This window comes from Undibacterium sp. MH2W (genome assembly GCF_049340215.1).
In the GTDB taxonomy this organism is placed as follows: Bacteria; Pseudomonadota; Gammaproteobacteria; order Burkholderiales; family Burkholderiaceae_D; genus Undibacterium.
Genome location: NZ_JBMPPA010000001.1, coordinates 12,638 through 28,911 on the forward strand (window position 1 = coordinate 12,638; position 16,274 = coordinate 28,911).

A 16,274-nucleotide genomic window follows, 5' to 3' on the forward strand; every position below is an offset into this window, starting at 1 on the left:
AAATTGATGTCAAGCCAAACTCAAACCACACTTCCACCGCATATGCCGACCTTGCGCGTTATGCCTATGCCCTCTGATGCCAACGTTCATGGTGACGTGTTTGGTGGCTGGATTATGGCGCAGGTGGATATTGCCGGCGCGATTCCAGCGGCACGCCGAGCGAATGGTCGTGTAGCAACTATTGCAGTGAATTCTTTTTTATTTAAGCAACCGGTGTTTGTAGGCGATTTGTTGTCGTTTTATGCCGAGATCGTCAAAGTGGGTAATACCTCGATTACGATCTCAGTAGAAGTTTACGCTGAGCGTAATCGCCTTCAGGCAGACACCGTCAAAGTGACAGAGGCGACACTGACCTATGTCGCGACAGGTGATGACCGCAAACCTCGTCAGATTCCTCCATTGAGTGCGATTGCAGGCCAGCCGTGATATGTGGTCACGTCGTCAATTTTTGCAACGTGGCTTGCAGTTAGGGTCACTTGCGGCGCTGGCGCAAGCTTTTCCTTCGTATGCGGCTGATCAGCTGCCAAGTGGTGCCACCTCTTATCCCTTCACGTTAGGTGTCGCGTCTGGTTCTCCACGTCAAGATAGCGTGGTCTTGTGGACCCGATTGCTGCCAGGGCCATTGAATGCGCTGTTATTACCCCCCGTGCCGTATAAGGTGCGTTGGGAAGTTGCGGAAGATGAGGCGTTTAGACGTATCGTGAGTAAAGGCGAAGCATTTGCATTACCTGAACTTGCGCATAGCGTTCATGTCGATGTGACCGATTTACGTCCTGATCGTTGGTATTGGTATCGCTTTATGTTGGGCGATGCGGTGAGTCCCCACGGCCGTACACGTACGGCGCCTGCGACCGATGCCATCGGCGGTAGTCTGAAGGTGGCTGTTGCATCTTGCCAGCACTGGGAATTTGGCGAGTACGCCGCACATCACCACATCGCACAAGCGACCCCTGATCTCGTTGCTTTTTTGGGCGATTATATATACGAGTGGGGACCTTATGACACAAAGCACCCATTACGCCCACGACGCCGCGATATTGAAAGTTTTACGCTGGATCAGTACCGGGCGCGATATGCTCAGTACAAAACAGATCCTTTGTTGCAAGAAGCGCATCACGCCGCACCTTGGATTGTGACGTGGGATGATCACGAGGTCAGTAATGATTATGGTAACGACCGTGATGAACGTCTTGATCCCCATTTTATCCAACGACGGGCAGCGGCCTATCAGGCATTTTATGAGCACATGCCAGTACGCTTGCAGCAGGTGACGACAACGCCGGATCAGTTTGCGCGTTTGCGTATTTATGATCGTTACGATTGGGGACGGTTGGCACGGTTTCATGTGGTTGATGATCGGCAGTACCGTTCTTATCAGCCTTGTGTGAAGGCAGGGCAGGGTGGGTCAAGCATTGTCAGTCGCGCGGAATGTAGTGACTTACGCGACCCAACACGGACCTTATTAGGGGCAGAACAAGAACAATGGCTGGCGCGCGGTTTCGCGAGTTCAGAAGCAAAGTGGAATGTCCTGACGCAGCAAACCTTGATGGCACAGTGCGACGTGGGTGCCGATTTTCATACGCCTGAGGCGAAGTTTTGGACAGACGGTTGGGATGGTTGTCCGGCAGGACGTCAGCGTTTATTTGATGATCTTCAAAAATACCGACCATCCAATCCCGTGGTCATTTCCGGTGACGTGCATACATTCTACGCAGCGAATCTGAAGCGTGATTTTGATGCGAGAGCGTCTGCGACAAATCCAGTGATTGCCACTGAATTTTGTGGAACGTCGATTACATCTAATTCTCGTCCGCAAGAAAGTACAGATCAAATTCTTGCGCGTAACCCGCATATCAAATTTGGTCGCAGCGACAAGCGTGGATGGATGCTGATGGAAATTTCAGAGAAAAAAATGCTCACGCATTTCATTGCGCTGGACGACGTGATGAAGGTGGATTCAGGCGCAACAACATTGCAGAGCTTTATTGTTGAGGACGGGAAAGCAGGTGTTGTGAAACTGTGATCTTATTTTATGGATCGCATGCTGGATTCTCTGTAGAGCGGAAGAATCCAGCATGGATGGTGTTGCATTGGTGTTGATACTGACGGATTTACGCCGATTTTTTCTCGTCGCGCAATTCACGGCGCAGGATTTTACCTACATTCGTTTTTGGTAAATCCATACGGAACTCGATGTATTTCGGCTTTTTGTAAGCGGTGAATTGCTCTTTGCAATAGTCCATGAGCTGGTCAACTGTGAGGCTCGGATCTTTGCGTACTACAAATAACTTCACTGCTTCACCAGAGTTGGCATCGGGTACGCCGATACAGGCACATTCCAGCACGCCAGGATGAAGAGCAACGACGCCTTCAATTTCATTTGGATAAACGTTAAAGCCAGACACCAAAATCATGTCCTTTTTACGGTCCACGATCGTTGTGTAGCCACGGAAATCCATGATGCCCACGTCACCGGTTTTAAAGAATCCGTCTGGAGTCATGACTTTCGCCGTTTCATCAGGACGATTCCAATAGCCCACCATCACCTGTGGACCACGAATAGCAATTTCACCTGGATGACCCAATGGAACAGGGTTGCCATCATCATCGAGAATCATGATTTCTGTGGAAGGAATCGGCATGCCTATCGTGCCAGAGAACTCTTTGGTGTTCGCCAAGTTCGCTGTCGCAACTGGCGATGTTTCGGATAAACCGTAACCTTCAGCAATGGCGCAGCCTGTCACTTTCAGCCATTTATCAGCAACGGCTTTTTGTACTGCCATACCACCGCCGCTACAGATCTCAAGACCAGAAAAGTCGAGCTTCGCAAAGTCTGGATTGTTTAAAAGACCGTTATATAACGTATTGACGGCAGGGAAGATGTTGACCTTGTAGTTACTGAGCTCTTTCACAAATCCCGGAATATCCCGTGGATTTGGAATCAATAAGTTCATTGCACCAACGCGGGTGCCGAGTAAGCTGCACACCGTGAGCGCAAAAATGTGATACAGCGGTAACGCGCACACAATGATTTTGGCTTCGTTCTCATGACCGGACATGCTTGGCGATAACCACGCATCATTTTGCAACACATTGGCAACGACGTTTCGGTGCGTCAGTGTTGCGCCCTTCGATACGCCAGTCGTCCCACCGGTGTATTGCAGGAAAGCGACGTCGGACGGTGTAATCGTGACAGGCTGAAAACGTAACTGACGGCCTTCCGCCACCACTTTATTAAAGCGGATTGCTGTCGGCAGGCTAAAGTCAGGCACCATTTTTTTGACTTTGCGCACAACGAAATTCACCAAGGTGCCTTTGAAACCGCCGAGCAAATCGCCCATGCTCGCCACAACGACATGTTTTACTTGGGTTTTGCCGATCACGTGTTCGAGTGTCGTTGCAAAATTTTCCAAAATAAAAATGGCTTCAGCGCCTGAATCTGTTAATTGATGTTCTAGTTCGCGCGGTGTGTAGAGGGGGTTGACGTTGACTACGGCATAACCTGCGCGCAAGATGGCGGCCATCACGACAGGATATTGCAACACGTTAGGCATCATGATCGCCACGCGCGCACCTTGCTTCAGACCGCGCTGTTGCAACCATGCAGCAACTTGGCGTGACATGTCATCGAGTTCACTATAAGTCAGAAATTTGCCCATACAGGCATACGCATTGCGGGAGGCAAATTTCTTGAATGATTCTTCTAATAACTGCACCAATGACTGATACTGCGTAACATCGATTTCCGCAGGCATCCCTTCTGGGTAGGATTTCAGCCAAAACTTATCCATATATTTCCTCGTCTCTGATTGTTGTTTTGTATGTAGGGTCATTTAGCATTGGTGGTACAGCAAAAAAAGCATGGTCGTACTTTTTAATGATCGCAGAATGCCAACACCTGATGCTATCGTCTAAATGTGTCTGTTGCAAGCATTTTGAAGGCAAACTGTCCCATCTTGTCGATGGCTGAGATATTGATAGATGGGTAAAAAAAGGATGGTCGGACGATCACGATAAAGGGCTTATGCTGGTGAGCAAGTAGCGATTGGCTACTCAAACACGGAGCATTCTGCGACAATAGCGACCCACGTCAGAACTGCGTTCATACTCCGAATGAATGCTATTTCGTAACAAATAACCGACATCGCTCCTCATTACGTCACTCGGCGTGGCGCCATGGTCTTGCATGATAGCGACCGATTGGCAGTGTCGCTTGTTGTGACCTAATTTGCACGTTGAAAGATCAGATGACAGGCATCAAAAAAAATATTGCATACATGATGCTCGTTCAGGGTGTGACTTATCTCGCTCCGCTGGTGACATTGCCTTATCTGACGCGGGTATTGGGCAATGAGACGTATGGCAGCTTTGGCTTTATTCAAGCGATTGTGCAATATTTTGTGCTGATCACGGATTATGGTTTTGGTATCACCGCGACACGGTTGATCGCTATACACCGTGATGACAAAAAGAATATCTCCTCGGTCGTTGCAAATACCATTGCCGTGAAATTGGCGCTGGCGCTGGTTTCTGCGGGCGTGTCTGTTGGGTTATGTATCCTGTTTCCGTCGATCGCTCAGCACGACGATGTGTTACTGGCGTGTTTTATTGGCGTGTTAGGTAACGCTTTATTTCCTACGTGGATGTTTCAAGGTTTGGAGCGCATGCGCGCACTTGCTGTCATTATTTGCTTGTCGCGGTTATTGCCATTGCCCTTTTTCTTTGTGTGGGTGCATCGTTCATCGGACGTGGTGACAGCTGCCGCGCTACAAAATATCCCTGGCATGATTGCTGCTGTGTTTTCGTTCTATTATGCGTGGCAACAGCAGTTGATAAGGATCGCACCGGTGAGTTTGCACCAGATGAAGCAGATGCTGAGTGAAGGCTGGGCGGTGTTTTTGTCGAACATCTCAACCAGTTTTTATACGACCGTGAACGGTATCTTGATTGGTATGTTCGCAGGCGCGGAGCAAGCCGCATTTTTCTATGCGACAGATAAGCTGCGGCTTGCCGCGCAAGGTTTGATACAGCCCGTGGCGTCGGTATTTTTTCCGCGCGTCGTCGTGTTGCACGAGCAAAACGATCAGTCTTCTGTTTCGCACATGATTAAAAAAGGAGGCATGTTTTTAATCTCGATGGAGCTGATCTGTGGGCTGGTGATGTTTTTTGGAGCGGATATCATCGCACGCCATTATCTGGGTGCTGGCTTTGTTCCTGCAGCGTTGTACCTACGCTCGCTGGCATTTTTACCGGTCATCATTGCCGTTGCTACCATTTTGTCGCAATGGCGTTTTCAAGCCGTTGGGCAGAGCGTTATTCTGAGTAAAATTTATTTGATTGCAGGTCCTTTGCATGCCCTTTACGCAAGTTACCTGACTTACCAATTCCATACCGATGGACTGATCATCAGTTTATATGTGACGGAAATAGGTATTACGGCAGCGATGATGATCGCGCTCAAGAAAAAACATATCGCTGTTTACTGATAGGGAGTTCGTTCAGTGAGTAGCAAACGTCTTATGACTGATTGATAGAAAATTGTAATTTTTATGCCAACGATTGACATTGCGCTCGCCGCTTATAACGGAGAAAAATATATCGCTGATCAAATTCAGTCGATTCTATCCAACCAAATCAATGTGGATGGATTCACGCTCGGAGATATCATTGTTTCCGACAATATGTCCACTGATCGTACACGTGAGATCGTGTTAGACCTTGCTCGTCAGTATCCGAACGTGAAGTATGTCCCCAATGAAAAGCGGGGTGTGGTGCATAACTTTAATTATGCAATCCAAAACACAACGGCGGCGTATGTGATGTTGTCCGACCAGGATGATATTTGGCTAGAAAATAAAATCGCGTTATCGATCACCAAGTTGCTCGAACTTGAAACGCAAGCCGGCAACGACAAACCGCTTCTTGTTTTTACTGATTTACGTGTGACCGACAGCGCGCTCAATACGATTCATCCGTCGTTTATGGCGTATCAAAAAATCAAAGTAGACGGCTATCGTTATCCAAAAAATATTTTTCTCTCGAACGTCGCACCCGGTTGCACAATGCTGATGAACCGCGCGTTGATCAACAAAGCGATCCCTGTACCTACCGGCGCTATCATGCATGATTACTGGCTCATTTTGGTGGCTAGTTCGTTTGGAGAAGTGGGTTATGTGGCAGAGCAAACGATGCTCTACCGACAGCACGAAAATAATCAAATTGGCGCGAAAACACGACGTTATCGCGATCTGTTTTTGTCCCCACATCTGAAATTTAAAGAGGCGCGTAGCAGTCTGGAAAATGCAGGTACGCAGGCAAAAACATTTCTTGCTAGCTTTCCTGATACGCCTGAAAAATGTCATGCAGCGATCCGTTATCTGACTGGGTTTAAGCAGATGTCACGTTTTCAGCGTGTACGTGGGCTGTATCAACAAGATATTGAAAACCGGACCTTTTTTGGGACAGTGATTCTCTATATGCTGGCGCTGGTATTGCCGCGCCGATAGTAGAAAGACGACGGTAATCGTCGTCTTTTACTTTACCTCAGGGCAAGACATTTTCTTTTGTGCCCAGACGATGTCCTAGATTATTCGCCTCGAGGGCGAGCAGGGCGGCTGAATGATCAGCGCTGGGGTGTTCGGCCAGTAAGGCAGCAAAAAGTGCAGTCACATGCTCCGTGAGCGGTAGTTCAAGTCCCGTACGGTGGGCCGCATCCATGATATTGCGCATGTCTTTCGCTTGCGATTTTACTTGTCCACCGGGGATGAACGTGCGATCAAGCATCCGCTGACCATGTACCTCTAAAATCCTACTCTCCGCAAAGCCGCCGCGAAGCGCTTGGCGGACGGCAGCGGGATCTGCGCCACCTGCCTGTGCCAAGAGCAATGCCTCAGCGACGATAGTGATCGTGCCGCCGACGATGAGCTGGTTACACAATTTTGCCAATTGTCCGGCACCAGGCGCGCCAACGTGAGTAGGGCGACCCAGCACGGACAGAATATCTCTGACTGCTGCAAAACTGGCATCACTGGCGCCCGCCATAATCGCCAACTGTCCCTGTTGCGCGCCAATCACGCCACCCGAAACGGGAGCGTCGATGAATATGACACCGTGTTCTTGTAATAACGCGTGAAAATGCTGCGCTTCAGACTGCTTTGTTGAACTCATATCAATGACGATACTGCCAGGCTTGAGGACAGGCAGGACCTGTTGTAATACCTCTTCAACAACGGGACCTGCATCGAGCATCGTAATGATGATATCAGCGGTGACCTGTGCCTCTTTGACCGCGTCAGTAGATGTGGTAGCAACGCGCGCGCCCAAGGCGGCAAGTGGCGCTGCTTTGGCGATGGTCCGGTTCCATACACTGAGTGGATATCCTGCTTGGCATAAGCGGGTTGCCATCGGCAATCCCATGAGGCCCAGCCCCAAAAAGGCGATATGTTCTTTATTCGGCATAACATGAGTGGTCAGAAGATGTCTTTGTGATGATAACGCTTTTCAATTCATGTGCCGTTGTTTTCGCTCATCGGATTTATGTTATTCTTTCGGGATACTGTATTGACAATGTGTAGACCTTAACTATGAAAATCTTAAATAAAAAGCTTCTTTTAGCGTGCTTGGGAATGGCGCTTGTTCATGCGAGCGCTTCGGCAGTCGACTCTGTGTCAGGTGAGGTCGCCACTGGCAACCGTTCACAATTCGTGAGAGCAGGCGCGCAGTGGAACTGGGACAATGAATGGTACAAATCCAATGGCACGTTTATCGGCGGTTATTGGGATGCCACACTGACCCAATGGCGCAATAACGCCTACAAAGGGATTCCAGGGGATACACAAAACATCACAGATATCGGCATTACACCTGTATTCCGTTTTCAGAATGACAGCCGTAAAGGCCTTTACGGTGAAGCAGCGGTCGGTATTCATTTGTTCTCACACATTTACAGCAATAACAATCGTCAGTTTTCTACCGCCTTTCAGTTCGGTGATCACTTAGGTGTCGGCTATGTCTTTAACAATGGTTGGGATGTGGCATTGAAAGTCCAGCATTTCTCTAACGGTGCGATTAAACATCCTAATCCTGGTGCTAACTTGGCTGTGATCAAGGTAGGACATAGTTTCTAATGTGGGTGGTTTGCGTTGATGGATGTGGTTAATGTGATTAAGGTGATTGATTTCTGATTCAATCGACTTGATCACTGAGACCGACGAAGTCAAGGCCACGCATGCAAAAAAAGGGAGCTTTCGCTCCCTTTTTTATTAGATCTGACGCTTCGTGAGAAAATTATTGCTCTCTGACCCAAATCTGTGAGCGACCAATGAATGGTGTGCCGATATAGCCGCGTACATTCAGTTTTTTGTAATTTTCTATGGGAGTGATTTTACTGCTGTAGAGTTTTCCACTACCTGGATCCAGGATTTTGCCACCTGAGTACTCGTCTCCATCCTTTTTTAAACCAAACAAAATCGTCATGCCAATGATCGGTTGGTCTTTATTGACGCCTTCGCATTTATCGCATTTTGGATTTTTATCTGCTTCACCTTCCAGGAACAGCCGCTCAATCTTGCCCTGCAATTCGCCACCGGATTCCGTGATACGGATCAATGCTTTTGGCTTACCTGTTTTGTCGTCGATGTTTTTCCACAGACCAACAGGGGAATCTTCTGCATGAGCAAGTGGTGCGAATGCGATGGCAAAAAGGATGGCAATGAGTCCGGTTTTTTTCATGGTGTCTCCGATGTAAAAGTCGATGGTTCTGTCGCTTTGTTTTTCATCATCCCGCGTCGTTTATGCATTGATCTTGACGCAGGTGCTGTACTGTGAAAATTAATTGTACGTGGTGAAGTGCATCACCACGTACAAAATTTTAGAGCAAGTCCTTTAACAATCGCTTAACAATACTTTTGCGTAAAACTAGGCGGTAGGCAATTTAGAGAATTGCTCGCGCAGTTTTGCCAGCGTCGCTGAGAAGTTGGCCATTCTTTCTTTCTCTTGTGCGACAACGGCTGCAGGTGCGCGGGCGACGAAACTTTCATTGCTCAGTTTGACTTCTGCTTTGGCAATCTCTGTTTCCAAACGTGTGATTTCTTTCGATAAACGTTCACGTTCTGCAGCGACGTCGATTTCGACTTTGAGCATCAATTTCGATTCGCCGACGATAGAAACAGGTGCAGGTGACTCTGGCAAGCTGTCGACGACGTCGACCTCAGACAATTTTGCCAAGGCTTGCAGGTACGGTGCAAAGGATTGCAGACGTGCTTTGTCATCCGCATTGGCTGCTTGCAACAGCAGTGGTACACGCAATGCGGGCGACAACTGCATTTCACCACGCAAGTTGCGGCAAGCGTCGGTCATTGCTTTGAGTGCGTGCATCCATGCTTCTGCTGATTCGTCCACATTGGCTGCAACGAACAACGGATAAGGCTGAACCATAATGGAATCACCAGCCGCATTCAATTGCTTGCCCGCTAATGGTGCTACGGTCTGCCACAGCGCTTCTGTCACGAATGGGATGATAGGGTGGGCCAAACGCAGGATAACTTCCAATACGCGCAATAAAGTGCGGCGTGTTGCACGTTGCTGTGCTTCTGTGCCGTGTTGTACCTGAACTTTTGACACTTCGAGGTACCAGTCGCAATATTCGTCCCAAACAAACTTGTAAATAGCAGACGAGATATTGTCGAAACGGAACTCACTAAAGCCTTTTTCAATGTCGGCTTCAGCGCGTTGCAGTGTGGAGATAATCCATTTATCCGCCAGAGAATAGTCCAGATCCGCGTCAGTGATCTCCGCGCCGAATCCGCAATCTTTCCCTTCCGTGTTCATCAAAACAAAGCGCGTTGCATTCCACAGCTTATTGCAGAAATTACGGTAGCCTTCACAACGGGCGAGATCGAAGTTGATGTTACGTCCGAGGGAAGCATAGCTCGCCATCGTGAAGCGGATCGCGTCAGTGCCGTATGCCTGAATACCATCAGCGTATTCTTTGCGGGTTGCTTTTTCAATTGCCGCCGCTTGCTTCGGATTCATCAAACCTACAGTCCGTTTTGCGACCAGATCATCGACATTGATACCATCGATCAGATCGATCGGATCGAGCGTGTTTCCTTTTGATTTCGACATTTTCTGACCGCTGGAATCACGCACAAGACCATGCACGTACACGGTGTTGAACGGGATTTTTCCGGTAAAGTGCGTGGTCATCATGACCATTCGCGCAACCCAGAAGAAAATAATGTCAAAGCCTGTGACCAGCACGGAGGAGGGCAAGAAGTGCTTCATGTCTGGCGTTTCTTCTGGCCAGCCCATGGTGGAGAACGGCACTAACGCCGAGGAGAACCAGGTATCGAGCACGTCGTCATCACGCTTCAATGCACCAGTGTAGCCAGCCGCCGCCGCTTTGACCTTAGCGTCTTCTTCATTGCGGGCAACGAACACTTCACCGTTGTCACCATACCAGGCTGGAATCTGATGTCCCCACCACAATTGGCGTGAAATACACCAATCTTGGATATTGTTGAGCCATTGGTTATAGGTCGTGGTCCAGTTTTCAGGGACGAACTTAATCTCTCCGGAGGCGACTTTTTCTAAAGCGACTTCAGCGATCGATTTGCCAGGGAAATGCGTTCCTTCTGGCGCTGGCTTACTCATTGCCATGAACCATTGGTCTGTCAGCATTGGCTCGATGATGACGTTCGTACGGTCACCGCGTGGCACCATTAACTTGTGCGGTTTGACTTCGGCTAACAAGCCTTGTGCATCAAGATCGGCAACGATTTGCTTACGTGCGACAAAACGGTCCATGCCTTGATAGGCAGCAGGCGCGTTTTCATTGATTTTGGCATCAAGTGTCATGATACAGATCATCGCCAATTGATGGCGTTGACCAACGGCATAGTCGTTCAGATCATGTGCTGGAGTGATCTTTACGCAGCCAGTACCAAATTCTTTATCGACATAACTATCAGCAATGATAGGAATCTCGCGGTCGGTCAGTGGCAATTTGAGCATTTTGCCAACCAGATGGATATAACGCTCATCCGTCGGGTCGACCGCGACGGCCACGTCACCCAGCAGTGTTTCTGGACGAGTTGTTGCAACGGTCAAATGACCCGTGCCATCCGCAAATGGGTAGCGGATGTGCCACATAAAGCCGTCTTCTTCTTCCGACACGACTTCCAGATCAGATACGGCAGTGCCCAAGACAGGATCCCAGTTGACGAGGCGTTTACCACGGTAGATCAGACCTTGCTCAACCAAGCGCACAAACACCTCGGTGACAACCTTGGAGCGCTCGGAGTCCATGGTGAAATATTCACGATCCCAATCTGCCGATGCACCCAGGCGACGCATCTGACCCGTAATGGTCGAGCCAGATTTTTCTTTCCATTCCCAGACTTTTTCTAAAAACTTTTCGCGACCGAGATCATGACGGGAAATCTTTTGCGCATCTAATTGGCGCTCCACCACGATTTGTGTTGCAATCCCGGCATGATCTGTCCCTGGAACCCAAGCGGTATTATGACCACGCATCCGGTAGTAACGTGTCAAGCCATCCATGATGGTTTGATTGAACGCATGCCCCATGTGCAGGGTGCCAGTGACGTTTGGTGGTGGTAACAAAATAGAAAATGACGGTTTGCCATCATCCATGCTGGCCGCGAAATAGCCGCGTTGCTCCCATTCAGAGCGCCAATATTGTTCGATTTCTGCTGGTTCGAAAGACTTCGCTAATTCCATGATGATCTGTTAGTAGTGTGCTAAACCGTTGATTATAAATGACAGTGACGCTCTTGAAGCCGCAATCGTCTGGCATTTCTCCTAAAAAATAAATGGATGTGGAGCATTAACGACTTGTTCAAATGAAAATCTTGGTTTTGCTGTCATTTTTTTCTTATTTGCACTTATAGTGGTAGGATGCAATGCATAGTGATCTTCACGCTTTGACTGCGAAATGACTACCTATGGTGAATAAACAGTTGCAGATGATCTTGCGTTTTTTGGTCTGTTTCCTACTGAGTTTGTTGCTCAGTGGACATGTCGCGTACGCTGACGACAGTGCCGAACTTGCACAAATTGCTAGTATTCAGACCATCGGCGACACCGACAACACAGAAGCACTCAAACGCCTTCTGGAGCTCAAGCAGAAACAAACGGCTTCCACACCTGTTCAGGTGCGACTGCAAACACTCAAAGTGCTGGTCGATTTATATTATGACGCAGGAAAAATTCAATCCAGTACGGCGACAATTAACGAATTAGTATCATTGGCAACGGCAGAGAACGATGCGGCTGGCATGCGCATCGGCCAAATCATGCTGGTCTACCAAATCATTGATCATGGCAAGCTTCAGGAGGGCTTGAGCCGGCTCAATGCCATTCAGGAAGCCCTTTCCCCCGACACGCCCGTTGAGGTACGGCTCCGACTAGACAGTGCTTTTGGCACCGTCCATTATCTCCTCGGAAACTTTGATTCCTCATTGAAGTACATGTTGGAGGCACTGAAGTTAAGCGATGATATGCCTTCCCGTAAGGTTCAGCACCGGATCCGTCGACTTGATGCAATCGCTAAGTTGTATATCAATATGAAAGATCCAGAAAAAGCCTTGGCGACGGTGGAGGAGGCGCTTGATATTTCTCCTTTGGCGAGGGCGCCGAAGGTGTTGGTCTCGCTGAGTATCAGCCAAGGGATTGCCTACTCGATGCTGAATCAGAACGACAAGTCGATTGAAGCATATAAAAGAGCGTTAAAAGTTTCTCGTGATGCTGGAATGATAACCAATGAGGTCATTTCCCTCATCAACATCAGCGACCACTATCTCACCCTCAATGAATACAAGCAGGCTGAGATTTATGCGCGACAAGGTTTACAGCGGTCTGAAGAGCTCGGCGATAAACAATCCATTTACATTGCGCGTGTGAATCTTGGCTTTTCTCTTGCTGGTCAAGGAAAAATGCAGCAAGGCGTTGAGATGGTCAATGCTGTGATTCATGACATGATGGAATCTGGACAGAAGTCAGATGCAGAAGGCATTATCGGTGAATTAGCGAATACGTACGAGCGGGCAGGGATGTACAAAGATGCATTGGCCACTTTGCGCCAACAGCAAAAACTAAGTGACGAATTATTTCGCTCGGATCGATCAAAGGCCGTTGCTTCGTTGCAGGAGCAATTTAACGCGGGACAACGACAAAAACAAATTGAATTACTGGCGAAAGAAAATGCGCTAAAAGATGCCGAAATTCGTAACCATCAATTGCAGCAAGTGATCACTTTGCTTGGTGCGCTTGTAACGGTGATGGGTGGTATTTTTATTTTCTTGCTATACCGCCGCGTTCAACGCGTTAATAAGCAACTACGTGAAGCAAATACACAACTTGAATTTCATGCTATTCATGACCCATTGACTGGCTTACATAATCGGCGGTCCTTTGTCGAATTGATGAATGCACGTGTGGCGCAAATAAATGCAGATCGTCGCGAAGCCCGAGAAGGGAACCCTGATTGTCTCATTCTGCTTGATATTGATCATTTTAAGCAAATCAACGATACGTTTGGCCATGCTGCGGGGGATACAGTCTTAGCAGAGGTCGCTCAGCGATTGCGTAAAGCGGTGCGTGACACGGATCGCGTGTTACGTTGGGGTGGCGAAGAATTTTTAGTGTATTCGCCAAAATCAGATCCTTCTCAGATTGCTGTTCTCGTTGAGCGAGTTCTGCATTCAGTGGGCGACACATCAATCACGACGAACGGTCATCCGATCCAAGTAACGATGACAGCAGGATTTATTTCATTACCGTTTTCAACGATTCCAGAGGAAAAACTGAATTGGGAAAAAGCACTTCAGATCGCTGATATGGCGCTTTATTTGGGAAAAGCGAACGGTCGCAATCGCGCTTACGGCGTTACCCGGGTGCTGGTGGATGCTGATGTAGCGATGCCCTATTTTGAAGAGGATTTGGCCGCAGCTGTCAGCAGAGGGATTGTTGAGTTGGTCGAAGTGATGGGGCCACCGAAGCGTGACGTCAGTCATTAAACACAGAATGACGTCATAGAGAATGGCTGACACGTGATTTCTTTTTATTTAAATTTGTGCAATTAGCGATATAATGTTGGCACGACGATAGCGTGAAACTAAAACGACACGCTGTGACGTAAAACAATGCTAGGGGTCCTGATATCGATGTGTGATATCGGGTGAGAAATACCCTCGAACCTGATCTGGATAATGCCAGCGAAGGGAAGCCGCTAAAAATCGTGCCCGTGATGGTTGTTGCTGTTTGTCATGCGCGCACTGTGTTTTTAGAAACTCCTTTGCTGGCTCCATGCCAACAAGCAAAGGAGCCAAACTACATGAACGCCAATCCGAAGTTTCTGTCTGCAACAGCGACAGTCGATGAAGCAGCAATCGCACCGCTGCCTAATTCCCGTAAAGTCTATATTCAAGGTAGTCGTCCCGACATCCGCGTACCGATGCGTGAGATCAGCCAATCTGATACCCCCGCTTCTTTTGGTGCAGAAAAGAATCCCCCGATTTATGTCTACGACACATCGGGACCCTATACCGATCCCAACGTCAGCATCGATATTCGCTCCGGTTTGCCCTCTGTGCGCGGCGCATGGATTGCAGAGCGGAACGATACCGAAGAATTATCTGGACCGACTTCCAAATATGGCCAGAAACGGCTCAATGATCCACAATTAGCTGAATTACGTTTTAATCTTAAACGTCTGCCGCGTCGCGCCAAAGCGGGTAAAAACGTATCGCAGATGCACTATGCGCGCCAAGGCATTATCACGCCAGAAATGGAATACATTGCGATCCGTGAAAATCTGCAACGTAAAGAGTATCTCGCCAATCTAAAAGCATCGGGTCCAATGGGGAACAAGCTGGCCGAGATGATGGGGCGTCAGCATCCAGGACAGTCTTTTGGTGCAGCGATTCCAGCAGAAATCACACCGGAATTTGTCCGTTCTGAAGTCGCTCGAGGTCGTGCGATTATTCCTGCCAACATTAATCATCCTGAAGTCGAGCCGATGATTATTGGCCGGAATTTCTTAGTGAAAATTAATGCTAATATTGGTAACTCTGCCGTCACTTCGTCCATCGGCGAAGAGGTAGAAAAAATGACGTGGGCGATTCGTTGGGGTGGCGACAATGTCATGGATCTGTCGACAGGCAAGCACATTCATGAAACACGCGAATGGATTATCCGTAACTCGCCCGTCCCGATTGGTACTGTCCCTATTTACCAAGCACTTGAAAAGGTGAATGGCAAAGCCGAAGACCTTACGTGGGAAATTTTCCGCGATACTTTGATTGAGCAGGCGGAGCAGGGCGTCGATTATTTTACGATCCATGCAGGTGTTCGTTTGCAGTATGTGCCATTAACCGCCAAGCGGATGACCGGCATCGTCTCTCGCGGTGGATCGATTATGGCGAAATGGTGTTTGGCGCATCACAAAGAGAGCTTTTTGTACGAACACTTTGAAGAAATTTGCGAGATCATGAAAGCCTATGATGTCTCGTTTAGTCTCGGCGATGGTCTGCGTCCTGGCTCGATTTACGATGCCAATGATGAAGCCCAATTGGGTGAATTAAAAACCTTGGGTGAATTAACCCAAATCGCTTGGAAACATGACGTGCAAGTCATGATCGAAGGTCCTGGTCATGTGCCGATGCATTTGATCAAAGAAAATATGGATTTGCAGCTGGAGCAATGTCACGAAGCGCCGTTTTACACGCTGGGACCATTGACGACGGATATCGCACCTGGCTATGACCATATCACGTCCGGTATTGGTGCTGCCCAAATCGGTTGGTATGGTACGGCGATGCTGTGCTATGTCACTCCTAAAGAACATCTAGGATTGCCCAATAAAGTTGACGTCAAAGACGGCATCATCACTTACAAAATTGCGGCGCATGCTGCCGATCTCGCCAAAGGACACCCAGGTGCACAGATCCGCGACAACGCATTGTCGAAGGCCCGCTTTGAGTTCCGCTGGGAGGACCAGTTCAACATTGGTCTCGACCCAGATAAAGCACGTGAATTTCATGACGAAACCTTGCCAAAAGATTCTGCCAAAGTAGCCCATTTTTGTTCAATGTGTGGTCCACATTTCTGTTCCATGAAAATTACGCAAGAAGTACGCGACTATGCCGCCAATCAAGGGATCTCCGAGATCGCCGCGCTCAAGCAAGGCATGGAAGTGAAAGCCGTTGAATTTGTGAAAAGCGGTGCGGAACTTTATCGAAAACAGTGAGCGT

General features: G+C 48.4%; 11 protein-coding genes and 1 riboswitch. Of the genes, 7 read left to right on the plus strand and 4 right to left on the minus strand.

Features of this window, described 5'->3' with window-relative positions; translation table 11 throughout:
- Positions 1-6: 6 nt before the first annotated feature.
- Together ACO0K2_RS00070 and ACO0K2_RS00075 are read left to right on the plus strand one after the other, a co-directional pair.
- A complete protein-coding gene (locus tag ACO0K2_RS00070) occupies positions 7-426 on the plus strand; it encodes an acyl-CoA thioesterase (RefSeq protein WP_423014484.1) in 420 nt (139 codons plus the stop codon).
- A 1-nt stretch (position 427) separates the two neighbouring features.
- Positions 428-2,023 carry an alkaline phosphatase D family protein gene (locus tag ACO0K2_RS00075; protein ID WP_423014486.1) on the plus strand — a complete coding sequence of 532 codons (1,596 nt, stop codon included), beginning with the start codon at positions 428-430 and terminating at the stop codon, positions 2,021-2,023.
- Positions 2,024-2,111: 88 nt separating this feature from the next.
- On the opposite strand, the gene ACO0K2_RS00080 is transcribed toward ACO0K2_RS00075, so the two are convergent.
- The gene (locus ACO0K2_RS00080) at positions 2,112-3,791 is read right to left on the minus strand and encodes a long-chain-fatty-acid--CoA ligase (RefSeq protein WP_423014488.1); all 1,680 of its coding nucleotides are present in this window, start codon (positions 3,789-3,791) and stop codon (positions 2,112-2,114) included.
- Positions 3,792-4,247: 456 nt separating this feature from the next.
- Between ACO0K2_RS00080 and ACO0K2_RS00085 the strand changes: the two genes are divergently transcribed.
- Entirely contained in the window at positions 4,248-5,486 is a 1,239-nt protein-coding gene (locus ACO0K2_RS00085) for a flippase (protein ID WP_423014490.1), read from the plus strand.
- A 63-nt stretch (positions 5,487-5,549) separates the two neighbouring features.
- Entirely contained in the window at positions 5,550-6,506 is a 957-nt protein-coding gene (locus ACO0K2_RS00090) for a glycosyltransferase family 2 protein (protein ID WP_423014492.1), read from the plus strand.
- 37 nt (positions 6,507-6,543) lie between these two features.
- On the opposite strand, the gene ACO0K2_RS00095 is transcribed toward ACO0K2_RS00090, so the two are convergent.
- Complete coding sequence (locus tag ACO0K2_RS00095) at positions 6,544-7,458, minus strand: NAD(P)-dependent oxidoreductase (protein ID WP_423014494.1); 915 nt, start codon at positions 7,456-7,458, stop codon at positions 6,544-6,546.
- Positions 7,459-7,583: 125 nt separating this feature from the next.
- Here ACO0K2_RS00095 and ACO0K2_RS00100 point away from each other — a divergent pair, with 125 nt between their 5' ends.
- Positions 7,584-8,126, plus strand: coding sequence for an acyloxyacyl hydrolase (locus ACO0K2_RS00100; protein ID WP_423014496.1), 543 nt, complete (start codon positions 7,584-7,586; stop codon positions 8,124-8,126).
- Between the two features lie 160 nt (positions 8,127-8,286).
- Here the strand turns inward: ACO0K2_RS00100 and ACO0K2_RS00105 are convergent, their stop codons facing one another.
- Together ACO0K2_RS00105 and ACO0K2_RS00110 are read right to left on the minus strand one after the other, a co-directional pair.
- Positions 8,287-8,730: a DUF2147 domain-containing protein gene (locus tag ACO0K2_RS00105; protein ID WP_423014498.1), complete on the minus strand. Its 444-nt coding sequence runs from the start codon at positions 8,728-8,730 to the stop codon at positions 8,287-8,289.
- A 186-nt stretch (positions 8,731-8,916) separates the two neighbouring features.
- Complete coding sequence (locus ACO0K2_RS00110) at positions 8,917-11,742, minus strand: valine--tRNA ligase (protein WP_423014500.1); 2,826 nt, start codon at positions 11,740-11,742, stop codon at positions 8,917-8,919.
- A 224-nt stretch (positions 11,743-11,966) separates the two neighbouring features.
- Here ACO0K2_RS00110 and ACO0K2_RS00115 point away from each other — a divergent pair, with 224 nt between their 5' ends.
- Both ACO0K2_RS00115 and thiC read left to right on the plus strand, forming a co-directional pair.
- Positions 11,967-14,039 (plus strand): tetratricopeptide repeat-containing diguanylate cyclase, encoded by a 2,073-nt coding sequence (locus tag ACO0K2_RS00115; RefSeq protein WP_423014502.1) that lies wholly within the window; start codon positions 11,967-11,969, stop codon positions 14,037-14,039.
- Positions 14,040-14,160: 121 nt separating this feature from the next.
- A riboswitch (TPP riboswitch) is annotated at positions 14,161-14,263 on the plus strand.
- 93 nt (positions 14,264-14,356) lie between these two features.
- Positions 14,357-16,270, plus strand: coding sequence for a phosphomethylpyrimidine synthase ThiC (thiC, locus tag ACO0K2_RS00120; RefSeq protein WP_423014504.1), 1,914 nt, complete (start codon positions 14,357-14,359; stop codon positions 16,268-16,270).
- Positions 16,271-16,274 lie beyond the last annotated feature (4 nt).

Excerpts from the sequence above, each read along its gene's own strand:
- ACO0K2_RS00110 (WP_423014500.1), bottom strand. The coding sequence starts at position 11,742 with ATGGAATTAGCGAAGTCTTTCGAACCAGCAGAAATCGAACAATATTGG.
- ACO0K2_RS00090 (WP_423014492.1), top strand. The coding sequence starts at position 5,550 with ATGCCAACGATTGACATTGCGCTCGCCGCTTATAACGGAGAAAAATAT.
- ACO0K2_RS00095 (WP_423014494.1), bottom strand. The coding sequence starts at position 7,458 with ATGCCGAATAAAGAACATATCGCCTTTTTGGGGCTGGGCCTCATGGGA.
- ACO0K2_RS00085 (WP_423014490.1), top strand. The coding sequence starts at position 4,248 with ATGACAGGCATCAAAAAAAATATTGCATACATGATGCTCGTTCAGGGT.
- ACO0K2_RS00100 (WP_423014496.1), top strand. The coding sequence starts at position 7,584 with ATGAAAATCTTAAATAAAAAGCTTCTTTTAGCGTGCTTGGGAATGGCG.
- ACO0K2_RS00075 (WP_423014486.1), top strand. The coding sequence starts at position 428 with ATGTGGTCACGTCGTCAATTTTTGCAACGTGGCTTGCAGTTAGGGTCA.
- thiC (WP_423014504.1), top strand. The coding sequence starts at position 14,357 with ATGAACGCCAATCCGAAGTTTCTGTCTGCAACAGCGACAGTCGATGAA.
- ACO0K2_RS00080 (WP_423014488.1), bottom strand. The coding sequence starts at position 3,791 with ATGGATAAGTTTTGGCTGAAATCCTACCCAGAAGGGATGCCTGCGGAA.
- ACO0K2_RS00105 (WP_423014498.1), bottom strand. The coding sequence starts at position 8,730 with ATGAAAAAAACCGGACTCATTGCCATCCTTTTTGCCATCGCATTCGCA.
- ACO0K2_RS00070 (WP_423014484.1), top strand. The coding sequence starts at position 7 with ATGTCAAGCCAAACTCAAACCACACTTCCACCGCATATGCCGACCTTG.
- ACO0K2_RS00115 (WP_423014502.1), top strand. The coding sequence starts at position 11,967 with ATGGTGAATAAACAGTTGCAGATGATCTTGCGTTTTTTGGTCTGTTTC.